The 22,572-nt window shown below is 72.1% G+C and carries 19 protein-coding genes; 4 read left to right on the top strand and 15 right to left on the bottom strand.

The annotated features are described in order from the left end of the window. Positions 1 to 155 precede the first annotated feature (155 nt). Positions 156 to 413: an SCO2583/SCO2584 N-terminal domain-containing protein gene (locus tag ACWC91_RS11245; protein ID WP_281155486.1), complete on the bottom strand. Its 258-nt coding sequence runs from the start codon at positions 411 to 413 to the stop codon at positions 156 to 158. A gap of 340 nt (positions 414 to 753) precedes the next feature. Here ACWC91_RS11245 and ACWC91_RS11250 point away from each other — a divergent pair, with 340 nt between their 5' ends. Then, positions 754 to 1,074, top strand: a complete 321-nt coding sequence (locus tag ACWC91_RS11250; protein WP_225074370.1) for a hypothetical protein — start codon at positions 754 to 756, stop codon at positions 1,072 to 1,074. Between the two features lie 90 nt (positions 1,075 to 1,164). Here ACWC91_RS11250 and glnA read toward each other — a convergent pair whose 3' ends face one another. Further along, on the bottom strand, positions 1,165 to 2,574 hold the full coding sequence (gene glnA, locus ACWC91_RS11255) for a type I glutamate--ammonia ligase (RefSeq protein WP_225074369.1): 1,410 nt from the start codon (positions 2,572 to 2,574) through the stop codon (positions 1,165 to 1,167). A 208-nt stretch (positions 2,575 to 2,782) separates the two neighbouring features. Between glnA and ACWC91_RS11260 the strand changes: the two genes are divergently transcribed. Continuing rightward, on the top strand, positions 2,783 to 3,250 hold the full coding sequence (locus ACWC91_RS11260) for an RDD family protein (RefSeq protein WP_225074368.1): 468 nt from the start codon (positions 2,783 to 2,785) through the stop codon (positions 3,248 to 3,250). Between the two features lie 208 nt (positions 3,251 to 3,458). Here ACWC91_RS11260 and ACWC91_RS11265 read toward each other — a convergent pair whose 3' ends face one another. From ACWC91_RS11265 to lipB, 4 genes are all read right to left on the bottom strand, one after another. Then, on the bottom strand, positions 3,459 to 4,160 hold the full coding sequence (locus ACWC91_RS11265) for a DUF4191 domain-containing protein (protein WP_376500610.1): 702 nt from the start codon (positions 4,158 to 4,160) through the stop codon (positions 3,459 to 3,461). A gap of 93 nt (positions 4,161 to 4,253) precedes the next feature. Then, positions 4,254 to 4,454: an SCO2195 family GlnR-regulated protein gene (locus ACWC91_RS11270; RefSeq protein ID WP_141361545.1), complete on the bottom strand. Its 201-nt coding sequence runs from the start codon at positions 4,452 to 4,454 to the stop codon at positions 4,254 to 4,256. 274 nt (positions 4,455 to 4,728) lie between these two features. After that, positions 4,729 to 5,694 carry a lipoyl synthase gene (gene lipA / locus ACWC91_RS11275; protein WP_225074366.1) on the bottom strand — a complete coding sequence of 322 codons (966 nt, stop codon included), beginning with the start codon at positions 5,692 to 5,694 and terminating at the stop codon, positions 4,729 to 4,731. A gap of 119 nt (positions 5,695 to 5,813) precedes the next feature. Continuing rightward, complete coding sequence (gene lipB / locus ACWC91_RS11280) at positions 5,814 to 6,611, bottom strand: lipoyl(octanoyl) transferase LipB (protein WP_225074365.1); 798 nt, start codon at positions 6,609 to 6,611, stop codon at positions 5,814 to 5,816. A 243-nt stretch (positions 6,612 to 6,854) separates the two neighbouring features. Here lipB and ACWC91_RS11285 point away from each other — a divergent pair, with 243 nt between their 5' ends. After that, positions 6,855 to 8,345 carry a regulator gene (locus tag ACWC91_RS11285; RefSeq protein WP_225074364.1) on the top strand — a complete coding sequence of 497 codons (1,491 nt, stop codon included), beginning with the start codon at positions 6,855 to 6,857 and terminating at the stop codon, positions 8,343 to 8,345. A 341-nt stretch (positions 8,346 to 8,686) separates the two neighbouring features. On the opposite strand, the gene ACWC91_RS11290 is transcribed toward ACWC91_RS11285, so the two are convergent. Next, positions 8,687 to 10,111: an NAD(P)/FAD-dependent oxidoreductase gene (locus ACWC91_RS11290; RefSeq protein WP_450640119.1), complete on the bottom strand. Its 1,425-nt coding sequence runs from the start codon at positions 10,109 to 10,111 to the stop codon at positions 8,687 to 8,689. 203 nt (positions 10,112 to 10,314) lie between these two features. Then, a complete protein-coding gene (locus ACWC91_RS11295) occupies positions 10,315 to 11,211 on the bottom strand; it encodes a TIGR01777 family oxidoreductase (RefSeq protein WP_225074362.1) in 897 nt (298 codons plus the stop codon). 71 nt (positions 11,212 to 11,282) lie between these two features. Here ACWC91_RS11295 and ACWC91_RS11300 point away from each other — a divergent pair, with 71 nt between their 5' ends. Continuing rightward, positions 11,283 to 11,771, top strand: coding sequence for a GNAT family N-acetyltransferase (locus ACWC91_RS11300; RefSeq protein WP_225074361.1), 489 nt, complete (start codon positions 11,283 to 11,285; stop codon positions 11,769 to 11,771). A 28-nt stretch (positions 11,772 to 11,799) separates the two neighbouring features. Here ACWC91_RS11300 and ACWC91_RS11305 read toward each other — a convergent pair whose 3' ends face one another. The 7 genes from ACWC91_RS11305 to lpdA all read right to left on the bottom strand — a co-directional run bounded on the left by ACWC91_RS11305 (position 11,800) and on the right by lpdA (position 22,424). After that, on the bottom strand, positions 11,800 to 12,984 hold the full coding sequence (locus ACWC91_RS11305; RefSeq protein ID WP_450640118.1) for a MarP family serine protease: 1,185 nt from the start codon (positions 12,982 to 12,984) through the stop codon (positions 11,800 to 11,802). 810 nt (positions 12,985 to 13,794) lie between these two features. After that, positions 13,795 to 14,313, bottom strand: coding sequence for a DUF4240 domain-containing protein (locus tag ACWC91_RS11310; protein ID WP_225074471.1), 519 nt, complete (start codon positions 14,311 to 14,313; stop codon positions 13,795 to 13,797). Between the two features lie 56 nt (positions 14,314 to 14,369). Beyond that, complete coding sequence (locus ACWC91_RS11315; protein ID WP_281155485.1) at positions 14,370 to 15,356, bottom strand: helix-turn-helix transcriptional regulator; 987 nt, start codon at positions 15,354 to 15,356, stop codon at positions 14,370 to 14,372. A gap of 77 nt (positions 15,357 to 15,433) precedes the next feature. Next, entirely contained in the window at positions 15,434 to 18,136 is a 2,703-nt protein-coding gene (gene aceE, locus ACWC91_RS11320; protein ID WP_225074358.1) for a pyruvate dehydrogenase (acetyl-transferring), homodimeric type, read from the bottom strand. 260 nt (positions 18,137 to 18,396) lie between these two features. Further along, a complete protein-coding gene (locus tag ACWC91_RS11325) occupies positions 18,397 to 19,020 on the bottom strand; it encodes a GntR family transcriptional regulator (RefSeq protein WP_225074357.1) in 624 nt (207 codons plus the stop codon). Between the two features lie 217 nt (positions 19,021 to 19,237). Next, positions 19,238 to 20,974 (bottom strand): 2-oxoglutarate dehydrogenase, E2 component, dihydrolipoamide succinyltransferase, encoded by a 1,737-nt coding sequence (sucB, locus tag ACWC91_RS11330; RefSeq protein ID WP_450640115.1) that lies wholly within the window; start codon positions 20,972 to 20,974, stop codon positions 19,238 to 19,240. 61 nt (positions 20,975 to 21,035) lie between these two features. Beyond that, a complete protein-coding gene (gene lpdA / locus ACWC91_RS11335) occupies positions 21,036 to 22,424 on the bottom strand; it encodes a dihydrolipoyl dehydrogenase (protein ID WP_141361564.1) in 1,389 nt (462 codons plus the stop codon). Positions 22,425 to 22,572 lie beyond the last annotated feature (148 nt).

Consider the following 22,572-nt stretch of genomic DNA (forward strand, 5'->3'; position numbering starts at 1 on the left):
CCGCAGTCAGGCACTCGTCCCGCCATCCAGTGTGCACCTGCGGATGCCCATGAAGCGGTCGCGATCAGCTCCAGGAGGGGCAAAAGCCGCCTGTGAGTCCGCGTGCGCGCGGGGTGAGCGCCAGAGACCTCCCGGCCCCGGAAGACCCGGAGGCCTCAGAGGTGGCCGTGCGTCTGCGCGTACCCGAGCAGCACGATCACCGCGGCGACGCAGCCGAGGACCACGACCGTGGACATCCACGACGAGCGGCGCGGTGCGACCGGGTCCGGGTCGGCGCGGAACGGGACGGGTCCCGGCGGATCGTGCTTCCAGCGCGCGGCGAGCATACGGGCACGGGCGGACGGCTCCTTGTGCTCGGCGGCGCGCGCCCACCGGTGATCGAACTCCCGCTCAAGGTCGTCGTTCTCGGTCATCCCCGTTACCTCTCCGGTCCTTATCCGTCCTTGATACCGACGAGGAATCATCCCCTGACTACAGGAGCGCTGGGAAGCGATCGTCACTGTGAGGCGATCGCTCAAGATGCTGTGTGCTCGCCGGGAAGCTAGCCTCTATGGGTGAGGGCGGCGGTCCGGGAACAGGCCCGGCGTCGGCCGAAGACCCTGCTCACGGGGCTGACAGCGCTACCTCGCGGGCCCTGCCGCCTGTACTCGCGCCAACACCTACGACCGCGCCGCCGAACCCTTTCCGGCTGCGGCCGCGGCCATGCTTCTCGTGCCCGAAACCGCACGAGGGGGTGGAAAGGAAGGTATTTCCATGAAAGCACAGCGTGCAAGGCGTCTCCTCGCAACGTCCGCAGTCGGTGTCCTGATGGCGGCCGGCACCGCCCTCGGCGCGGCGGGCACGGCCTCGGCAGCGACCCCGGCCACGACTCCGGCCCATCTCTCCACTGTCTCCACCGTCGTCAACCATGGCGGCGGTTGTGGCTGGTGGTCCCGCTGGTGCGGCGGTTACGGCCGCGGCGGCTTCTTCGGCCCCGGCTACGGGGGCTTCGGGGGCTACGGGTTCGGCGGCTACGGGTTCGGCGGCTACGGGTACGGCTTCGGCGGCGGCCCGGTGGTGGTCGTGGTCCGCTGACGGACAACACACGGCCAAAGGGCCGCCCCCCGGTTCCCGGGGGGCGGCCCTCACCATGACGCCCTTCCGATCAGACGCCGCAGACGCCGATCACACGTCGAAGTACAGCTCGAACTCGTGCGGGTGCGGGCGCAGCTGGAGCGGGGCGATCTCGTTCGTGCGCTTGAAGTCGACCCACGTCTCGATCAGGTCGGACGTGAAGACGTCGCCCTGGAGCAGGAACTCGTGGTCGTCCTCCAGGGCCTGGAGGACGGCCTCCAGCGAGGTCGGGACCTGGGCGACATTGGCGTGCTCCTCGGGGGCCAGCTCGTACAGGTCCTTGTCGATCGGCTCGGCCGGCTCGATCTTGTTCTTGATGCCGTCCAGGCCCGCGAGCAGCAGCGCCGAGAAGGCCAGGTACGGGTTGCCCGAGGAGTCGGGCGCGCGGAACTCCACGCGCTTGGCCTTCGGGTTGGAGCCGGTGATCGGGATGCGCATCGCGGCGGAGCGGTTGCGCTGCGAGTACACCAGGTTCACCGGGGCCTCGAAGCCCGGCACCAGACGGTGGTACGAGTTCACCGTCGGGTTGGTGAAGGCGAGCAGCGCCGGGGCGTGCCTGAGGATGCCGCCGATGTAGTAGCGGGCGGTGTCCGACAGGCCCGCGTAGCCGGCCTCGTCGTAGAAGAGCGGCTCGCCGTTGCTCCACAGCGACTGGTGCACGTGCATGCCGGAGCCGTTGTCGCCGAAGATCGGCTTCGGCATGAAGGTGGCCGTCTTGCCGTTGCGCCAGGCGACGTTCTTCACGATGTACTTGAAGAGCTGGAGGTCGTCGGCGGCGGCGAGCAGCGTGTTGAACTTGTAGTTGATCTCGGCCTGGCCGGCGGTGCCCACCTCGTGGTGCTGGCGCTCCACCTTCAGACCGTTCTTCGCCAGCTCCAGGGAGATCTCGGCGCGCAAATCGGCGAAGTGGTCGACCGGCGGGACCGGGAAGTAGCCGCCCTTGTAGCGGACCTTGTAGCCGCGGTTGTCCTCCAGCGCGCCGGTGTTCCAGGCGCCCGCCTCGGAGTCGATGTGGTAGAAGGACTCGTTCTCGGCGGTCCGGAAGCGGACGTTGTCGAAGACGTAGAACTCCGCCTCGGGACCGAAGAACGCGGTGTCGGCGATCCCGGTGGACGCGAGGTACGCCTCGGCCTTCTTCGCCACGTTGCGCGGGTCACGGGAGTACTGCTCGCCGGTGATCGGGTCGTGGATGAAGAAGTTGATGTTGACGGTCTTGTCCCGGCGGAACGGGTCCACACGCGCGGTGGACAGGTCGGCCCGCAGGGACATGTCGGACTCGTGGATGGCCTGGAAGCCACGGATCGAGGACCCGTCGAACGCCTGCTCCTCGTCGGGGTCGAACGCCTCGGCGGGCAACGTGAAGTGCTGCATGACGCCCGGCAGGTCGCAGAAGCGGACGTCGATGAACTTGACGTCCTCGTCCGCGATGTACTTCTTGGCCTCGTCGGCGTTCTGGAACATCCAGCTCCTCCTACTCCCGACCGTCCCGCCGGGGTGGTAGATCGTTGTGCGGCCGGTGCGGTGGCACACGCTGGGCTCGACCCTAGGGACGGGTGATTTCCCGGGCGTGACCCATTTGTTTCGCAGAAGTTAACCGGCTCGGGTGGCGGTCACGGTCGCGGACACCCCGCCGACCCCCCTGATTCCAGCGTCGCAGTACGGTGGTCGGGTGGACAACAGGCAAGCATTGGGATCATGGCTGTCCGGGCCGCGCGCGGCCATGGAGGACGCCGGCGCGGACTTCGGCTACCGGGGCCGGCAGCTGGGGCTGCCGGAGCAGGGGCCCGGCTCGATCGCCGGTCCTGGACGGCGGCTCGGCGCTCTGGTCGTCGACTGGGCGCTGTGCCTGTGGATCGCCTACGGCCTGATCACGCACGGCTACTACCAGGCCACGAGCAACTGGGCGCTGCTCATCTTCCTGGCGCTGGGCGTCCTCACCGTCGGCACGATCGGCTTCACGCCCGGCAAGCGCCTGTTCGGCCTGCGCGTCGTCGCCCTCGCCACCGGCCGGGTGCAGCCGCTGCGCGCCCTGCTGCGCACGGTCCTGCTGTGCCTGGCCATTCCCGCCCTGATCTGGGACCGCGACGGCCGCGGTCTGCACGACCGGCTGGCGGGCACGGTGGAGGTGCGGATCTGACCGCGGGAGCCGGCCGCGGGATCCAGTGACGGGTGCCGGCCGCCAGAGCCCGCCGCAGGATCGGGTCGCGGAGGCGTGCCGCAGGATCTCGGCGGCGTGAGCCGGTCGCGGTTCCAGCGTTCGTAGGCGTGCGAGACGTGCCCACGACGACGGGGCGCCCGGAGACCACTCCGGGCGCCCCGTCGTCGTAGAGGGTGTCTGCGCGGGATCAGCGGGCCTTCGGGCCGCCCTTCGGCATCCGCATGCCCTTCGGCATCGGGCCCTTCGGCAGCGGCATGTTGCTCATCAGGTCGCCGAGGGCGCGCAGCCGGTCGTTGGTGGTGGTGACCTGCGGGCCGGTCAGCACGCGCGGGAACTTCAGCATGGTCGTGCGCAGCTTCTTCAGCGGGACCTGGCCCTCGCCGTTGCCCACGATCACGTCGTGCACCGGGACGTCCACGACGATCCGGTTCATCTTCTTCTTCTCGGCGGCGAGCAGGGACTTCACCCGGTTCGGGTTGCCCTCGGCGACCAGTACGATGCCGGCCTTGCCGACCGCGCGGTGCACCACGTCCTGGCTGCGGTTCATGGCCACCGCCGGGGTGGTGGTCCAGCCGCGGCCCACGTTGTCCAGGACCGCCGCGGCGGCGCCCGGCTGGCCCTCCATCTGCCCGAAGGCGGCGCGCTCGGCCCGGCGTCCGAAGATGATCGCCGTCGCGAGGAAGGCGAGCAGCACGCCCAGGATGCCGGCGTAGTACGGGTGGCCGATCGCGAAGCCGATCCCGAGAAGGACACCGAAGGTGATGATGAAGACACCCGCGAGCACCAGACCGATCTTGTTGTCGGCCTTGCGGGTCATCTTGTAGGTCAGAGCGATCTGCTTCAGTCGCCCGGGGTTGGCAGCCTCGGCTGCGTTGTCCTTCCTCGCCATGCCACGAAGTCTACGTGGCTCCCGGAGCGGCCCACGACGGCAGTGCCCGTACGGGCCCGGGGCGGCGGCGGAAAGAGACTGGGGGAGCGGCGGTCAGGGGCCGACGGCGGGGAACTGGTCGAGGACGCGCTGCGCCTCGACACGGTCCTTGGCCCGGCGCCGGTCCTCGAGGACGGAGTTCCAGGCGTTGCGGCGGGCGGTGCGCTGGCCGCTGCTCATGAGCAGGGACTCGACCGCACGCAGTGCGTCGGTGACGGACGGAATCGCGGTGGCGCGAACGTGCGCGGCCTGCATGGGAGGTCCCCCTCATGACGGCTCTTGGTGTACGGGCTGTGAGTCCAGGGTCACTGCTTGGTGTTACCAGGGCGTGACCGGCCGGTCAAACACCGATGAAGCCTCGCGGCCGCGGGCCGAAAGGCTGACGCGGCCCTGACCGGGCCGCTCATCTGCGGCGACGGTCGGGACCGCGTCGTATCGGCCACTACCGGGCAGTAGGGCCTTGTGCCCGATTTCACACACTTGCCCGCCCGCTTGCGGGACAGGGATGGTGACGGTCGGTCAGCCGTCGTCAGACCGCCTGGGCGGCGATGTAGGTGCCCCGCTTCTCGACGGCCATCCGGTACAGCCGCCCGGCGCGGTAGGAGGACCGTACCAGCGGACCCGACATCACGCCCGAGAAGCCGATCTGCTCGGCTTCCTCCTTCAGCTCGACGAACTCCTGCGGCTTGACCCACCGCTCCACCGGGTGGTGGCGCACCGAGGGACGCAGGTACTGGGTGATGGTGACGAGCTCGCAGCCCGCGTCGTGCAGCTGCTTGAGCGCCTCGACGACCTCCTCGCGGGTCTCGCCCATGCCGAGGATGAGGTTCGACTTGGTCACCAGGCCGAAGTCGCGGGCCTCGGTGATGACCTTCAGGGAGCGCTCGTAGCGGAAGCCCGGGCGGATCCGCTTGAAGATCCGCGGCACCGTCTCGACGTTGTGCGCGAAGACCTCGGGGCGCGAGGCGAAGACCTCGGCCAGCTGCTCGGGGACCGCGTTGAAGTCGGGGGCCAGCAGCTCGACCTTGGTGCGGCCGCCCTCGCGGTCCGCCGTCTGCTGGTGGATCTGGCGCACGGTCTCGGCGTACAGCCAGGCGCCGCCGTCCTCCAGGTCGTCGCGGGCGACGCCGGTGATGGTGGCGTAGTTCAGGTCCATGGTGACCACGGACTCGCCCACGCGGCGCGGCTCGTCGCGGTCCAGGGCCTCGGGCTTGCCGGTGTCGATCTGGCAGAAGTCGCAGCGCCGGGTGCACTGGTCGCCGCCGATGAGGAAGGTCGCCTCGCGGTCCTCCCAGCACTCGTAGATGTTCGGGCAGCCGGCTTCCTGGCAGACCGTGTGCAGGCCCTCGCTCTTCACGAGGTTCTGCATCTTGGTGTACTCGGGACCCATTTTCGCCCGGGTCTTGATCCACTCGGGCTTGCGCTCGATGGGGGTCTGGCTGTTGCGGACCTCCAGGCGCAGCATCTTGCGTCCGTCGGGTGCGACTGCGGACACGACCGGCTCCCTGTAGCTTCGATTCTTCGGCGTACACCAGGGTACGCCCGTGCTTGTTGCGCCCCGTCGGTGAGGCCAACCTGCGGGCCTGGGGGATCATTCCCCCGGGCGGGGCCCGGTCAGGCGGTGGCCCTCTCGATCTCCCGCGGCTTCAGGTCCGCGTTCTGCAGGACGTCCCGCAGGTGCCGTTCGACGACCGGCAGCACGTCCTCGATCGCGACGTCCCGGCCGAGCTCGGCCGCCAGCGAGGCGACGCCGGCGTCCCGGATCCCGCACGGGATGATCTTGTCGAACCACTTGTTGTCCGGGTTCACGTTGAGCGCGAAGCCGTGCATCGTGACGCCCTTGGCGACCCGGATCCCGATCGCCGCGATCTTGCGGTCCTCGCGGCGCTGGCCGGCGTTGGAGGGGGCGTACTCCGGGCCGTTCAGCCGGGGGTCGAACTCCTCGTCGGCCAGGCGCGGGTCGAAGTCCAGGGACAGCCCGCCCAGGGCGGGCCGCTGCTCGACCGGGTCGCCGAGCACCCACACTCCGCTGCGGCCCTCGACGCGGGTGGTCTCCAGGCCGAAGTCCGCGCAGGCGCGGATCAGCGCCTCCTCCAGGCGGCGTACGTGGGCCACCACGTCCACCGGGCGGGGCAGCTTCTGGATCGGGTAGCCGACCAGCTGGCCCGGACCGTGCCAGGTGATCTTGCCGCCGCGGTCCACGTCGATGACGGGTGTGCCGTCGAGCGGGCGCTCGCTGTCCTCGGTCCGCCGGCCGGCCGTGTAGACCGGGGGGTGCTCCAGGAGCAGCACGGTGTCGGGGACCTCGTCCGCGAACCGGGCGGCGTGCACCCGGCGCTGCTCGTCCCAGGCCTGGACGTAGTCCACGGCCTCGGCACCGAATCCCATGCGGACGAACCGCAGCTCACTCACGGCAAACGCCTCCCCGGAAGGTCGTAAGGCACGAAACGTGCCCACGTCACTGTACGGCCGGCCGACACGCGTCAGCCTCGCGGGCAATCCTCACACGATCGGATGAATGGTGGTCGAACTCTGCGGTCGGTTGCTCACTCTCCGCTACATTCGCGCCGTTCATGAGGCCATAAGGGCTGCTCACAGGCAATCCGGGCACCACGCGGCCGCGTGGTGCCCGAGAGGCAGGAGACCGCACCGCAGATGACGGAACGACCCGCGCAGCGCACTCCCAACCGCCAGCTCGCCGCGCTCATCGCAGAAGCGGGGTTCTCCAACGCGGGTCTGGCCCGTCGCGTCGACCAGCTCGGTCTCGAACACGGGCTGGACCTGAGATACGACAAGACGTCGGTCACCCGCTGGCTGCGCGGCCAGCAGCCGCGGGGCACCACGCCCGCCCTCATCGCGGAGGTGTTCACCCGGCGCCTGGGCCGCCGCCTGACCGCCCAGGACCTCGGCCTCGACGCCTGCGCCCCGGTGTACGCGGGGCTGGAGTTCGCCGCCACCCCGGAGGAGGCCGTCGACATCGTCGGCGGGCTGTGGCGCAAGGACTGCGGCAGCCACGCCGAACTGCGCAGGATCGCCTTCACCCCGGCGGGCCTCGTCGTGCCCAGCCGGGACTGGCTGATCGGGCGGGCCGACGACCGGGTCGCCCGCGCGGAGGCGCCGGCCACCCGGGTCCCCGTCCAGGGGCACCCGGACCGGCCCGCCCTCGTCGTGCCCGACCCCTCGGTGCCCGGTGTGCCCCGGCAGCGCGGCCGGGCCGAACGGGGCCCGGCCGGACGGGAGGCGGGCCGGAAGGTCACCGCCGGCGACATCGCCGCCCTGCGCTCGGTCGGCGAGCTGTTCCGCACCCTGGACGACCTGTACGGCGGCGGCCATGCCCGCCAGGCCCTGGTGCGCTACCTGGAGCACGAGTGCGAGCCGATGCTGCGCGGCACCTACGGCGAGCAGACCGGCCGTCGGCTCTTCGGAGCCGCCGCCGACCTGACCCGGCTCGCCGGCTGGACGTCGTTCGACATCGCCGCGCACGGGCTCGCCCAGCGCTACTTCGTGCAGGCGCTGCGGCTCGCCCAGGCCGCCGGGGACCGGCCCTACGGCGCCTATGTGCTGGTCACCATGAGCCGGCAGGCGGTCTACCTCGGGCACGGGCGGGAGGCCGTGCAGCTCGCACGGGTGGCCCAGCAGGGGCTCGGCGGCTCCGCCCCGCCCGCCGTGCAGTCGCTGCTGCACGCCGCCGAGGCGCGCGGGCACGGGGTGCTGGGCGAGGTGCGCGCCTGCACCGCGTCCCTGGTGCGCGCCGAGCGCTTCCTGGAGGCGGCCCGGCCCGGGGACGAGGTGCCCTCCTGGGCGCGCTTCGACGAGGCGCAGCTGGCCGACGAGTCCGGGCACTGCCACCGGGACCTCCAGCAGTACCGGGCCGCCGCGCAGCACGCCGAACGCGCCCTGCGGCTGCGCGCCCCGGCGCACGCCCGCAGCCGGCTGTTCTGCCGGGTGGTCCTGGCCACCGCCCGCCTCGGCCTCGGCGACCTGGACCAGGCCTGCCGCCTGGCCGCCGAGGCGGCGGCCCAGGCCGCGGACATGCGCTCGGTCCGGGCGGTGGAGTACGTCAAGGACTTCGAACGCCGCCTGGAACCGTACAAGGACGCGACACCCGTACGCGGCTACCGGGACAAGGTGGCGGCGTTGGGCTGAGCCCCGGGGACGGGGCGGCGGTGCTGGGGCGAGTCCTGGGACGGGGCGGCGGTGCCGGGCCGGGTCTCCGGGACGAGGTGGCGGCATTTGGGCCGAGTCCCGGGACGTGACGGCGGTGCCTGAGTCCCGGGACAAGGGCAGCTGTGTTGGGTTGAGTTGTTCGGGACAGGGACGGTGGCGTTGGGCTGAGTCCCGGGGCAAGGGCAGCGGAGCCGGGCCGAGTCCCCAGGGCGAGGTGGTGGCGTTGGGTTGGGGACCCGGGACGGAGTGGCGGCGCTGGGCCGAGGCCCGGGGCAGCGGTGGCGGTGTTCGGGCAAGTTCCGGGACGGGGTGGTGGCGGTTCAGGCGGCGGCTTTCGGTTCCGTCGGGGCCGGGTCCGCCCGGTGCAGCGGGTGGCCGGCTCCCAGGTCGCCCAGGATCGCCGCGGCGGCCCGGTGGGCCGAGTGCAGCGCCCCCTGGACGGTGCTGGTGTCCCGGTGGTCGCCGCACACGTACAGGCCCGCCAGCAGCCGCACCGGGCGCCGCGGGTCGTGCGGGGGCCGCATCGCGGGGACGGCCTCGGGGGTGTGGTGCACGGCGAGCGTCTCCCAGCGGACGGTGGAGGTGCCGTAGAGCCGGGACAGATGGCGGCGTACGGCCGTGTCGACGTCGGCCGGGGGCACGCCCAGGACCGTCGACGACACCAGGGCGCGGCCGGCGGGCGCGCGGGAGGGGTCGACGCGGCTGACCACCGCCGTGTGCGCCACCGGGCCGCCGCGCTCCGCGTCGAGCAGCAGGGACCCGCCCGTCTCCGGGGGCTCGCCGGTCGTGTGGTGGACCACCGTCACCGGGTGGAAGTCCGGTACGCGCAGCCCGGGCAGCAGCTCGGCGGCGGCACGCGCGTCGGTGGCGACCAGCACGGCCCGGCAGCGGATCTCGCCGTGCTCGGCGGTGGTCACCGAGGTGGTGGAGACCGAGGTGGCCCGTACGCCGGTGTGCACGGTGCCGGGCGGCAGCGTGCGCGCGAGCAGCTCCGGCAGGACCTCGGCGCCGCCCTCCGGCAGGCACAGCCGGCCGCCGGCGAAGGAGTGCAGGGCGAGGTCCGCGCAGCGGCTGGACGTGGTGAGGTCCGGGTCGCACAACAGGGCGGCGAGCAGCGGACGCAGGAAGCCGTCGACCGTGCGGGCGGGCAGGCCGCGGGCGGCCAGCGCCTCCTGAGCCGTCAACTCGGGCCGCGACAACAGGCGTTCGACCGGTGTGGCGGCGATCCGGCCGAGCGCGGCGCGCAGCCGCAGCGGCGCGCCGATCCCGCGGCGTCCGGGCGGCGGACCGTCGAGGAACGGGGCGGCGGACGACCGGGGAACGGACGGCCGGGAGAGGGACGCACGGGCGAGGGACGACGACCGGGGGACCGGCGGCCGGGGGGCGCTTGCCAGGGCGCGCACTACGTGAAGTGCGCTCCTCGCGCTCCCTCCGTGCGCCGGAGCGCCCGCGCGGAGGTGCCGTCCGTCGCTGTGCAGCAGGACCCCCGGCGCGAAGGGACGCAGCACGAGCGCGTCGAGCCCCGGGCTCAGGGCCAGTTGGGGATACGACGTGTTCAGCAGCTGTCCGATCCGGTCGAGCCGGAACCCGTCGACCTTCTCCGTCGACATGCGGCCGCCCACGTAAGGGGCGGCCTCCAGGACCGCGGTCGTCACTCCTGCACTGGTCAGTCGATGCGCTGCCGCGAGCCCGGCGACCCCGGCTCCCACAACGACGACGTCCGCCTGATACGCGGGCTCAAGCACGTGCCCCTCCTCGAGGTTGCGCGGCCGGTGGAGCGGTGATGCCCGCGACCGGCGTCAGGAATACCCGAGTTCGCGTCGAGATTAGGGCCGTGCCCGGTCAGCGACAGTCGCGCATCGACAGGGCACGGTCGCACGGCGGTCGCACACGGTCGCAAGCTGTTCCGTACGCGATCGCAAGGTGGCACGGCGAGCGGCCACAGACGTCACAGCGCCGCACGGACGGCGTCCTCGATCCCCGGGAAGGCGAACGAGAACCCCGACTCCAGCAGCCGCCTCGGCACCACCCGCGCGCTGCCCAGCACATCGCCCGCCATCTCCCCGAGCGCCGCGCGCAGGACCGGCGCCGGCACGGAGAACAGCGTCGGCCGTTGCAGCACCCGGCCCATGGCCGCGGTGATCTCACCGTTCGTCAGCGGCTGCGGCGCGGTGAGGTTGACCGGCCCGGACAGGCTCTCGGTGTCCAGCAGATGGCGCAGCGCGGCCACCTCGTCGTGCAGGGCGATGAACGACCAGAACTGCCGACCGTCTCCCAGCCGCCCGCCCAACCCGGCCTTGAACAGCGGGAACAGCCGTCCCCACGCCCCGCCCTCACGGGCCACCACCAGCCCGGTGCGGGCGAACACCGTCCGGACGCCCGCCTCCCGCGCGGGAGCGGCGGCCTGCTCCCACTCGACGCACAGCGCCGGCAGGAAACCGTCCCCGGGCGGCGCGTCCTCGTCGACGGCGCGCTCGCCGGTGTCGCCGTAGTAGCCGATCGCGCTGCCGCTGACGAACACCCGCGGAGGCGCGTCCAGGGAGGCCACGGCCTCGGCGAGCGCCGTCGTGCCGAGCACCCGGCTGTCCCGGATCGCCTTCTTGTACTCCCGCGTCCACCGGTGGTCGCCCACGCCCGCGCCCGCCAGGTTGACCACCGCGTCGCACCCGGCGAGCCCCGCCGCGTCCACGTACCGGCCGACGGGATCCCAGCAGACCTCGTCCTCGCCGCGGGCCGAACGGCGCACCAGGCGCACCACCTCGTGCCCGTCCGCGACCAGGGACCGCACCAGGGCACTGCCGATCAGACCGGACGCGCCGGCCACCGCGATTCGCGAACGTTCCATGCGCCCATCCTGCCCGCCGGGCCGCGAAAATCCCGGCGGGCAGGCCCGGTCCGCGCCGTAGAGTGACCGTCATGCCGGTTCCCTCCATACGCCACGCCACATTCGACGACGAGGACGGTCTCGGCCGGCTCGACCGTGAGACCTGGTCCACGACGCACGCGGTCGCCCCGCCCCCGCGGCAGCCCTACGAGCCCTTCTTCACGCACCGGTCGGGACCGCGCGACCACCTGGTCGCCGAACTCGGCGGCCGTCTGGTCGGATACATCCGCCTCGGCTTCCCCACCGAACTGGCGTCGAACGCGCACGTCCGGCAGATCCGCGGACTCGCCGTGGCCGAGGAGGCCCGCGGCAGCGGGGTGGGCCGCGCCCTGCTGCGCGCCGCCGTCGAGGAGGCCCGCCGCCAGGGCGCCCGCCGGATCACCCTGCGGGTGCTGGGCCACAACACCCCCGCCCGCAAGCTGTACGAGTCCGAGGGCTTCGTGGTGGAGGGCGTCCAGCCGGAGGAGTTCCACCTGGACGGCGTCTACGTCGACGACGTCCTCATGGGCCGCTTCCTGTGAGCCTCGGGGCCCGACGCGAGGCCCTGAGTCACGTGGTCACCAGCCCGCCCGTGTCCACCGGCACGGTCGCGTGCGCCGCCCGCTGCGCGTCCGGGGCGACCTCGGCCGCCGTCAGGACGTATCCCGTCTCGTTGTCGGAGGTGGAGCGGGCGAAGACCACGCCGAAGACCCGGCCGTCCGTGGTGAGCAGCGGACCGCCGGAGTTGCCGGGGCGGACCGTGGAGCGGATCGAGTAGATCTCCCGGGTGACCGTGCCGTTGTTGTAGATGTTCTGGCCCGTCGCCCGGATCCGGTTCGCCACCGTCGCCGCCTGGAGGTTCAGGTCGCCGTCCTGCGGATAGCCCGCGACCACCGCCGAGTCGCCGCGCGCGGCGGTGTCGTCGAACCGCAGCACGGGGGCGTCCAGCCCGGGGACGTAGAGCACGGCCACGTCCCGGTGCGGGTCGAACAGCACCACCCGTGCCTCGTACGACCGCCCGACGCCGCCGATCCGCACGGCCGGATCGTCGATGCCCGCCACCACGTGCGCGTTGGTCATCACATGCTCCCGCGCGTACACGAACCCGCTGCCCTCGCGGCCCTGGTTGCCCGCGGCGCCCTCGATCTTGACCGTGCTGAACCGGGCGGCGTTCGTCGCGTCCTCCGTCACGCTGTCCCCGGAGGGCCGGGCGACGCCCGCCGCCGGCTCGCTCTCGAAGGGGTTGAAGACCTGCGGGAAGCCCGCCTCGGTCAGCGCGGAGGTGGCACGCGAGAACCAGGCCGGGGTGGTGTCCGGCATCGCGTTCTGCACGGTGCCCAGAAGCCTGGAGTCGCGTATCGCCGATGTCACCACCGGGGAGGAGGAGGCGCCCAGGACGCTCGCCGCCACCCAGGCCACGATCAGCACCGCCACCGTGTTGGCGGCGGCCCCGCCGATGCCGTCGGCCACCCGCAGCGGCCCGCGGTCCAGCTCGCGCCGCAGCCGCAGCGCCAGACGGCCCGCCAGCTCGTGCCCCACCACGGCCGGCACCAGCACCGTGAGCACGGCGGTGACCGTCGCCGTGGTCGTCCCGCGCGTGACGAAGTCCATCACCCACGGCAGGATCCACACGCCGATGACGGCACCGCCGACGAAACCGGCCAGCGAGACACAGCCGGCCACCAGTCCCCGCCGGTAGCCGGACGCGGCGTAGACGAGGATCACCAGCACCAACAGCAGGTCGAGCAGGTTCACTCACGCCGCCTTTCTCCTCGGATCCACACATACGCGCGGGACGGGTCCAGTGATCAGCCACGCACACGTGGATCCGGGGACCGGCCACGTGTACGTGTACCCCCATAAACGTCCTGGACCAGGACGTTGGTTCCACCAGGTGGCAGAGGGCACATCGCGGACGGACCGGAACCGCCCCGGGAGGGGGCTCATGCGTGTGGTGCCAAGAGCCGCGCGGCCGCGTGGCGCTCGCGTGGCGCTCCTGTGCTGCCTGCCGGGCGCCGCCGCCGTCGGTGCGCCGCTGCTGTACGTGTCCGGCTCCGGACGGACGTCCGTGTCCGTGCCCGCCGCCGTGTCCGGCTCCGGACGGACGACGTCCGTGTCCGTGCCCGCCGTCGTGCCCCGTCCGGCGGCCCCGGCGCACGACGCGCCCGGGCCGCGGATCGTGCCCCGCTCGGCCTGGCCGGACGCAACTCCCCGGGCCTCCCGGCTCTCCGAAGTCTCTCGGCTGTCCTGGGCCTCCTCGGCTTCCGGGGCCTCCCGGCTCTCCGGGGCATCCGGAACCCCCCGGGCCTCCAGGCTCTCCTGGGCCTCCTGGCTCTCCTGGGCCTCCTGGCCGTTCTGGCCTTCCCGGGCCACCCGGACCTTCTGGCCCTCCCGGCCCTCCCAGGCCTCCCGGCCCTTCCGGCTTTCCGGGCTCTCCGGGCTCTCCGGGCTCTCCGGGCTCTCCTGGGCCTCCCGGCCCTCCCGAGCCCCCCGCACCACCCCCCACGACGTTCCCGCGGGGGCCGTCACAGTGGGTCCGCGGGTGGCGGGAGTCGTCCGGGGGTGCTACTCACGGAACCGGTCCCACAGCTTCGGATAGCGCTGGGCGAGCGCCCGGTCGTCCTCGAAGTCGACCGGGGTGCCCTCCGGTTCCGCCGGGGCGGGCGGGATGCCGAGGTCGGGGGCGACCGTGCCGGTGAGCTGCTCGTAGGCCTCGTCGGCCGCGTAGCCGAGTTCCTCGCCGTCGCCGTCGACCTCCTCGTCGAAGTCGTCCAGCAGGTCGGCGAGCGAGTCCGGATCGTGCAGGGCGCCCTCGAAGACCTCCCGGCCCTGGCCGATCAGCCAGCACCGGAAGAAGTCGAAGGCGTCGTCGCTGGCCCCGTCCAGGAGCACCCAGGCGGCGCCCCACAGGTCCCAGTGGTAGGCCCGGTTGTACCGGGCCTCGAAGTGACGGGCGAAGTCCAGGACCACCTCGGGATCGCAGCCCAGCAGCCGCTCGACGAGCAGGTCGGCCTGCTCCTCCGGATCCCCCTCGGCGGCCTCGCGGCTGCCGTCGATCAGCTCCCAGAACTCCGTCTCGTCCATCACGGCTCAAGCATCGGCCCTCGCGCCGGGGGGCGCACGCGGAATGCGGCGGGACGTCAGGGGCGGTACAGCGCGGCCAGCCGTTCGGCGTCGCGCGCGAAACGCGCCCGCAGCGCCTCGGGAGCCAGCACCTCGACCTCCGGCCCGAGCGCCGTGAGCTGGGTGTGGGCGACCTCTTCGGACTCCACCGGCAGGGTCACCGTCACCCAGCCGCTCCCGTCGCGGCCGGCCGCGGCCCCGACGGCCTCGAGCGCCGCCCGGGCCGGCACCGGCCCGACGGCGTGCGGCAGCCGCCGCAGGCCCTCCTCGGACAGCCGTACCACCACCTCGGCCCGCAGGACGGACCGCGCGAACTGCGCGGCCCGCTCGTCCCAGAAGGCGGGCAGGTCGAAGTCGCCGTCCCGTTCGAAGCACTTCCCCGCGCCGGCGTCCACGGCCGCGAAACGGTCCACGCGGTAGACCCGGAAGGAGCCGGGCCCCACGACCCGGGCGCACAGGTACCACCCGCCCGCCTTGAGCACGAGACCGTACGGCTCCAGTTCCCGCGCGACCTCCTCCTCGCCGCGCCGGTAGCGCGCGGTGATCCGCCGGTCGTCCCACACCGCCTCCGCGACCGCCGGCAGCAGCTCGGGCGTCCTCGGCTCGCGGAACCAGTCGGGCGCGTCCAGGTGGAAGCGCTGCGCCGCCGTACGGGAGGCGTCGCGCAGGGAGGGGAGCAGGGCCGCGGACACCTTCAGCCGGGCGGCCGAGGCGGCGTCCTGGAGTCCCATCTCCCGCAGCGCCCCCGGAACACCGCTGAGGAAGAGCGCCTCCGCCTCACCGCGGTCGAGCCCGGTCAGCCGGGTGCGGTAGCCGCCGACCAGCCGGTAGCCCCCGGCCCGCCCCCGGTCCGCGTACACCGGCACGCCCGCCTCCGACAGCGCCTGCGCGTCCCGTGTGACGGTCCGCTCCGACACCTCCAGTTCCCGGGCGAGCTCGGCGGCGGTCATGGCGGGCCGCGACTGGAGCAGCAGCACCATTTTGATCAGACGGGCGGCACGCATACGGCCATCATGCCGGGGCCGGCGACGACGAAGGGGCACGGCCGCGGCCGTGCCCCTTCGTCGTCATGCGGTGTGTCTCACAGGCCGTACTTCTCCCGGGCCTCCTTGACCGCCGAGGCCTTCACCTCGCCGCGCCGGGCGAGCTGGGCCAGGGAGGCGGCGACGATCGACTGGGCGTCGACGCCGAAGTGGCGGCGGGCGGCGTCACGGGTGTCCGACAGACCGAAGCCGTCGGCGCCCAGCGAGGTGTAGTCCTGCTCGATCCACTGCGCGATCTGGTCCGGGACCTGGCGCATGTAGTCGGAGACCGCGAGGACCGGGCCCTCGGCGCCCTGGAGCGCCCGGCGGACGTACGGCACCCGCTCCTCGCCGCGCAGCAGCGCCGCGTCGGCCTCCATGGCGTCCCGGCGCAGCTCGCCCCAGGAGGTCGCGGACCACACGTCGGCGGCCACGCCCCACTCCTCCGCGAGCATCCGCTGGGCGTCCAGCGCCCAGTGGATCGCCGTGCCGGAGCCGAGCAGCTGGATCCGCGGCGCGTTCGCCGGGACCGTCAGGCCCGCCGACTCCGCCGTGTTGAAGCGGTACAGGCCCTTGACGATGCCCTCGTCGACCCCGGGGACGGACGGCTTGGCGGGCTGCGGCAGCGGCTCGTTGTAGACCGTCAGGTAGTAGAAGACGTCCTGGTCCTCGCCGGGCTCGGCCTGGCCGTACATGCGGCGCAGACCTTCCTTGACGATGGCCGCGACCTCGTAGGCGAACGCCGGGTCGTAGCTCAGCGCGGCCGGGTTGGTCGCCGCGATGACCGGCGAGTGGCCGTCGGCGTGCTGCAGACCCTCACCCGTCAGCGTGGTGCGGCCCGCGGTGGCGCCGACCAGGAAGCCGCGGCCGAGCTGGTCGCCGAGCTGCCACATCTGGTCGGCCGTGCGCTGCCAGCCGAACATCGAGTAGAAGATGTAGAAGGGGATCATCGCCTCGCCGTGCGTCGAGTACGACGACGAAGCGGCGATGAAGTCGGCCATCGAACCGGCCTCGGTGATCCCCTCGTTGAGGATCTGGCCGTTCTTGGCCTCCTTGTAGTACATCAGCTGGTCGCGGTCGACCGGCTCGTACGTCTGGCCCTTGGGCGAGTAGATGCCGAGCGAGGGGAACAGCGACTCCATGCCGAACGTGCGCGCCTCGTCGGGGACGATCGGCACCCAGCGCTTGCCGGTCTCCTTGTCGCGGACCAGGTCCTTGACCAGGCGGACGAACGCCATGGTGGTGGCCACGCTCTGCGAGCCGGAGCCCTTGTCGAAGGCGGCGAACGCCTTGTCGGCGGGGGCGGGCAGCGGCGCGACCGGGTGGACGCGGCGGGCCGGGGCCGGGCCGCCGAGCGCCGCGCGGCGCTCCTGGAGGTAGCGGACCTCGGGGGAGTCGGCGCCGGGGTGGCCGTAGGGGACCTGGCCGTCGGCGAAGGCGCTGTCCGCGATGGGCAGCTCCAGCAGGTCACGCATCTGCTTGAACTCGTCCACCGAGAGCTTCTTCATCTGGTGGTTGGCGTTCTTCGACGCGAAGCCCGTACCGAGGGTGTGGCCCTTCACCGTCTGGGCCAGGATCACCGTCGGGGCGCCCTTGTGCTCCAGGGCGGCCTTGTAGGCGGCGAAGACCTTGCGCGCCTCGTGACCACCGCGCGAGAAGTGGAAACACTCGATGATCTTGTCGTCGCTCAGCAGCTTCGCCATCTCGGCCAGCGCCGGGTCGGCGCCGAAGAAGTCCTGGCGGATGTAGGCGGCGTCGCGGGTCTGGTACGTCTGGATCTGCGCGTCCGGTACCTGGCGCAGCCGGCGTACCAGCGCGCCCGTGGTGTCCAGGGCGAACAGCTCGTCCCAGGCGGAGCCCCACAGCGTCTTGATCACGTGCCAGCCGGCGCCGCGGAAGAGGGCCTCCAGCTCCTGCACGATCTTGAAGTTGGCGCGGACCGGGCCGTCCAGGCGCTGCAGGTTGCAGTTGATGACGAACGTGAGGTTGTCCAGGCCCTCGCGGGAGGCGAGCGTCAGCGCGGTGGTGGACTCCGGCTCGTCCATCTCGCCGTCGCCGAGGAACGCCCAGACGTGGGAGTCGGAGACGTCCTTGATGCCGCGGCTGGTCAGGTAGCGGTTGAACCGGGCCTGGTAGATGGCGGAGATCGGGCCGAGGCCCATCGACACCGTCGGGAACTCCCACAGCCAGGGCAGGCGGCGCGGGTGCGGGTAGGACGGCAGGCCGTTGCCGCCGGCCTCCTGGCGGAAGTTGTCCAGGTGCTGCTCGGACAGCCGGCCGTCGAGGAAGGCGCGGGCGTAGATGCCCGGGGAGGCGTGGCCCTGGATGTACAGCTGGTCGCCGGAGCCGTCGCCCTCCTTGCCGCGGAAGAAGTGGTTGAAGCCGGTCTCGTACAGCCACGCCGCGGAGGCGAAGGTGGCGATGTGGCCGCCGACGCCGTACTTGCTGCCGCGGGTCACCATCGCCGCCGCGTTCCAGCGGTTCCACGCGGTGATGCGGGCCTCCATGGCCTCGTCACCGGGGGTGGCCGGCTCGACGGAGGTCGGGATGGAGTTGACGTAGTCGGTCTCGAGGAGCTTGGGCAGGACAACGCCGGCGTCCTCGGCGCGCTCCAGCGTACGGCGCATCAGATACGCGGCACGGTGCGTCCCGGCCGCCTTGGCGACGGCGTCCAGGGAGGCCTGCCATTCGGCAGTCTCCTCGGGGTCGCGGTCCGGGAGCTGGTCGAGCTCGCTCGGCTGGATGGCGTTGGGGTCGGTCATGTCGCCGCCTTCCTCAGTCGAAGGGGGTTCCCTCATCGGCAAGGGTTCAGGGGGTGCCCTAGGTCTTTGGCAGGACAGGGCGTGAGGCTCTGGTGGAAGCCCAGCGGAGACTCTAACTCCCTGATCGATGATCGATCAAAGGGTTCAAGTGCAAAACCCTTCGATTTCGAGAAAGTCGGCACCCGGTGCCTTGGAAACGGGCACGCGGTGCCGCTTTTTCAAAGGGTTTTCGCAGGTGAGCGTACAGGTGCTCGACTGCCTCAGGCGCGCGGCGCGCAGCCGAGAACGTGCGACTTGACCAGTTCGGCGATCCGCGGGTCCCGCCGCTTGAACGCCTGCACCAGCTCCTCGTGCTCCTCCGCGTAGGACTGCTGGACCGTCCCCAGCCAGCGGATCGAGAGCGCGGTGAACACCTCGATGCCCAGGCCCTCCCAGGTGTGCAGCAGCACCGAGTTCCCGGCCGCGCGGACCAGCTCGCGGTGGAAGGCCACCGTGTGCCGCACCTGGCCGGTGCCGTCGGACCTGCGGTCGGCCTCGTACAGCGCCGCCACATGCGGCTCCAGGGCCGAGCAGTCGTCCGCCAGCCGCTCGGCCGCCAGCTCCGCCGCGATGGCCTCCAGGCCGGCCCGGACCGGGTAGCTCTCCTCCAGGTCTGCGGCGGTCAGGTTGCGCACCCGCACGCCCTTGTTCGGCGCCGACTCGATCAGCCGCAGCGACTCCAGCTCGCGCAGCGCCTCCCGCACCGGCGTCTGGCTGACCTCCAGCTCGGTGGCGATCCGCCGCTCCACGATCCGCTCGCCCGGCTTCCAGCGCCCGCTGACGATCCCCTCCACGATGTGCTCGCGGATCTGTTCGCGCAGCGAGTGGACGACGGGCGCGGTCATGGAGGGCTCCTTCAAGGGGGGACCCACGGGCCCCCGGGGGGCGTTCGACGTTTAGACAATACGGCTGTCAGCGCCCGGCGGAAGGGGGCATACGGGCGCTTTCGTGCAGGTGAGACGAGACTTACACGCCGTCATGGCCAAGAAACGGCAAACGCGGCGCCCCCGCCCGGAAGGTTCCGGACGGGGGCGCCGTACTGCTGGGTCCCGGGTGACGGGATCAGAGGCCGAGCTCGACCTCGAACTCGCCCGCCTCCAGGATCGCCTTGACCGCCGTCAGGTAACGGGCCGCGTCGGCGCCGTCCACCAGGCGGTGGTCGTAGGAGAGGGTCAGGTAGGTCATGTCGCGGACGCCGATGACCGTGCCCTCCTCGGTCTCGATGACGGCCGGGCGCTTGACGGTGGCGCCGATGCCGAGGATCGCGACCTGACCCGGCGGCACGATGATCGTGTCGAACAGCGCGCCGCGCGAACCGGTGTTGCTGATGGTGAAGGTCGCACCGGACAGCTCGTCCGGCGTGATCTTGCTGGCCCGGACCTTGCCCGCCAGGTCGGCGGTGGCCTTGGAGATACCGGCGATGTTGAGGTCACCGGCGTTCTTGATGACCGGGGTCATCAGGCCCTTCTCGGAGTCCACCGCGATACCGACGTTCTCGGTGTCGAAGTAGGTGATGGTCCCCTCGGCCTCGTTGATCTTGGCGTTGATGACCGGGTGGGCCTTCAGCGCCTGGGCGGCGGCCTTGACGAAGAACGGCATCGGGGAGAGCTTGACGCCCTCGCGCGCCGCGAACGAGTCCTTGGCCTGGGCGCGCAGGCGCATCAGGCGGGTCACGTCGACCTCGACCACCGAGGACAGCTGTGCCTGCTCGTGCAGCGCCTTGACCATGTTGTCGCCGATGACCTTGCGGATCCGCGGCATCTTCACGGTCTGGCCGCGCAGCGGGGAGGCCTCCAGGACGGGGGCCTTCTTCGCCGGGGCGGCCGGGGCGGCCACTGCCGGGGCGGCGGCCTTCGCGGCCTCGGCCGCGGCGAGCACGTCCTGCTTGCGGATACGGCCGCCGACGCCGGTGCCCTTGACGGTGGACAGGTCGACGCCGTTCTCGGCGGCGAGCTTGCGCACCAGCGGGGTCACGTACGCGCCCTCGTCGGTCGGCTGGGCGGCGGCCGGAGCCGCGGCCGGGGCCGGGGTGACCGGGGCGGGCGCGGCCGGCGCGGGAGCCGGGGCTGCGGGCTGGACCGGAGCCGGAGCCGGAGCCGGAGCAGCGGGAGCCGGAGCGGCCGGGGCCGCGGGGGCTGCCGGAGCCGGAGCCGGGGCGGCGGCCGGAGCCGGGGCGGCCGGGGCCGGAGCAGCAGCCGGAGCGGCACCGGGGGCGCCGATGACGGCGAGCTTGGCGCCGACCTCGGCGGTCTCGTCCTCACCGACGACGATCTCCAGCAGCACACCGGAGGTGGGCGCCGGGATCTCGGTGTCGACCTTGTCCGTGGAGACCTCGAGCAACGGCTCGTCGGCCTCGACGGAGTCGCCGACCGACTTCAGCCAGCGGGTGACGGTGCCCTCGGTGACGGACTCGCCGAGCGCGGGCAGGACCACGTCCGTGCCGGTGGCGCCGGCGGGGGCCGGGGCGGCCGGAGCCGCGGCGACCGGGGCCGGGGCGGGCTCGGCGACCGGGGCCGGAGCCTCGGCGGCGGCCGGGGCCGGGGCCGCGACGGGGGCGCCGGAGCCGTCGTCGATGACGGCCAGCTCGGCGCCGACCTCGACGGTCTCGTCCTCGGCGACCTTGATGGAGGCCAGCACACCGGCGGCGGGCGAGGGGATCTCGGTGTCGACCTTGTCGGTCGAGACCTCGAGCAGCGGCTCGTCGGCCTCGACGCGCTCGCCCTCGGCCTTCAGCCAACGGGTGACAGTGCCCTCGGTGACGCTCTCGCCGAGCGCCGGAAGGGTTACGGAAACCGCCATGGTTTCGGTTGCTCCTAACGAATTACGGAAGTCTGTGTCGTCGCGCCCGTGACGTGAAGCGTCAGTCGTGGGAGTGCAGCGGCTTGCCGGCCAGGGCCAGGTGGGCCTCGCCGAGCGCCTCGTTCTGGGTCGGGTGGGCGTGGATGAGCTGGGCCACCTCGGCCGGCAGCGCCTCCCAGTTGTAGATCAGCTGGGCCTCGCCGACCTGCTCGCCCATGCGGTCGCCGACCATGTGGACGCCGACGACGGCACCGTCCTTGACCTGGACGAGCTTGATCTCGCCCGCGGTCTTGAGGATCTTGCTCTTGCCGTTGCCGGCCAGGTTGTACTTCAGGGCGACGACCTTGTCCGCGCCGTAGATCTCCTTGGCCTTGGCCTCGGTGATGCCGACGGAGGCGACCTCCGGGTGGCAGTAGGTCACCCGCGGAACACCGTCGTAGTCGATCGGAACGGTCTTCAGACCGGCCAGACGCTCCGCCACCAGGATGCCCTCGGCGAAGCCGACGTGCGCCAGCTGGAGGGTCGGGACCAGGTCACCGACGGCGGAGATGGTCGGGACGTTGGTGCGCATGTACTCGTCGACGAGGACGTAGCCGCGGTCCATGGCGACCCCGGCCTCCTCGTAGCCCAGGCCCTGGGAGACCGGGCCGCGGCCGATGGCGACGAGCAGGACCTCGGCCTCGAACTCCTTGCCGTCGGCCAGGGTGACCTTGACCCCGTCCTGGGTGTACTCGGCCTTCTGGAAGAAGGTGCCCAGGTTGAACTTGATCCCGCGCTTGCGGAAGGCGCGCTCCAGCAGCTTCGAGGAGTTCTCGTCCTCGACCGGGACGAGGTGCTTCAGGCCCTCGACGATCGTGACGTCGGTGCCGAAGGACTTCCAGGCGGACGCGAACTCGACGCCGATGACACCGCCGCCCAGGATGATCGCGGACTTCGGCACGCGGTCCAGGACGAGGGCGTGGTCGGAGGAGATGATGCGGTTGCCGTCGATCTGCAGACCCGGCAGGGACTTCGGCACGGAACCGGTCGCCAGGAGGACGTGACGGCCCTGGATCCGCTGCCCGTTGACGTCGACGGAGGTGGGGGAGGACAGCCGGCCCTCACCCTCGATGTAGGTCACCTTGCGGGACGCGATGAGTCCCTGAAGGCCCTTGTACAGGCCCGAGATGACGTCGTCCTTGTACTTGTGGACGGCGGGCACGTCGATGCCCTCGAAGCTGGCCTTCACACCGAACTGCTCGCTCTCGCGGGCCTGGTCGGCGATCTCGCCCGCGTGCAGCAGGGCCTTGGTGGGGATGCAACCCCGGTGCAGGCAGGTACCGCCGACCTTGTCCTTCTCGATCAGGGCGACGTCCAGGCCCAGCTGCGCCCCGCGCAGGGCCGCGGCGTAACCACCGCTGCCACCGCCGAGGATCACTAGGTCGAAAACGGTGCTGGCGTCGTTCGCCACGTCACGTCCTCCATGCATGTGCGCCGTACGCCGGTCGTCGGTGACCGGCAGGCGGCTGGTGTCCGGCCGCTTGAGTTTCGGCCCTTCGGTGGGGGCCCTGTCCTGCCGACGCCCATCTTCGCACTTGTCGGGAGTGAACGAGACGCGG

Source organism: Streptomyces sp. NPDC001204 (assembly GCF_053598035.1).

Coding starts and splice junctions, on each gene's coding strand:
- ACWC91_RS11245 (WP_281155486.1), bottom strand. CDS start 413: ATGACCGAGAACGACGACCTTGAGCGGGAGTTCGATCACCGGTGGGCG.
- ACWC91_RS11250 (WP_225074370.1), top strand. CDS start 754: ATGAAAGCACAGCGTGCAAGGCGTCTCCTCGCAACGTCCGCAGTCGGT.
- glnA (WP_225074369.1), bottom strand. CDS start 2,574: ATGTTCCAGAACGCCGACGAGGCCAAGAAGTACATCGCGGACGAGGAC.
- ACWC91_RS11265 (WP_376500610.1), bottom strand. CDS start 4,160: ATGGCGAGGAAGGACAACGCAGCCGAGGCTGCCAACCCCGGGCGACTG.
- ACWC91_RS11270 (WP_141361545.1), bottom strand. CDS start 4,454: ATGCAGGCCGCGCACGTTCGCGCCACCGCGATTCCGTCCGTCACCGAC.
- ACWC91_RS11285 (WP_225074364.1), top strand. CDS start 6,855: ATGACGGAACGACCCGCGCAGCGCACTCCCAACCGCCAGCTCGCCGCG.
- ACWC91_RS11295 (WP_225074362.1), bottom strand. CDS start 11,211: ATGGAACGTTCGCGAATCGCGGTGGCCGGCGCGTCCGGTCTGATCGGC.
- ACWC91_RS11300 (WP_225074361.1), top strand. CDS start 11,283: ATGCCGGTTCCCTCCATACGCCACGCCACATTCGACGACGAGGACGGT.
- ACWC91_RS11310 (WP_225074471.1), bottom strand. CDS start 14,313: ATGGACGAGACGGAGTTCTGGGAGCTGATCGACGGCAGCCGCGAGGCC.
- ACWC91_RS11315 (WP_281155485.1), bottom strand. CDS start 15,356: ATGCGTGCCGCCCGTCTGATCAAAATGGTGCTGCTGCTCCAGTCGCGG.
- aceE (WP_225074358.1), bottom strand. CDS start 18,136: ATGACCGACCCCAACGCCATCCAGCCGAGCGAGCTCGACCAGCTCCCG.
- ACWC91_RS11325 (WP_225074357.1), bottom strand. CDS start 19,020: ATGACCGCGCCCGTCGTCCACTCGCTGCGCGAACAGATCCGCGAGCAC.
- sucB (WP_450640115.1), bottom strand. CDS start 20,974: ATGGCGGTTTCCGTAACCCTTCCGGCGCTCGGCGAGAGCGTCACCGAG.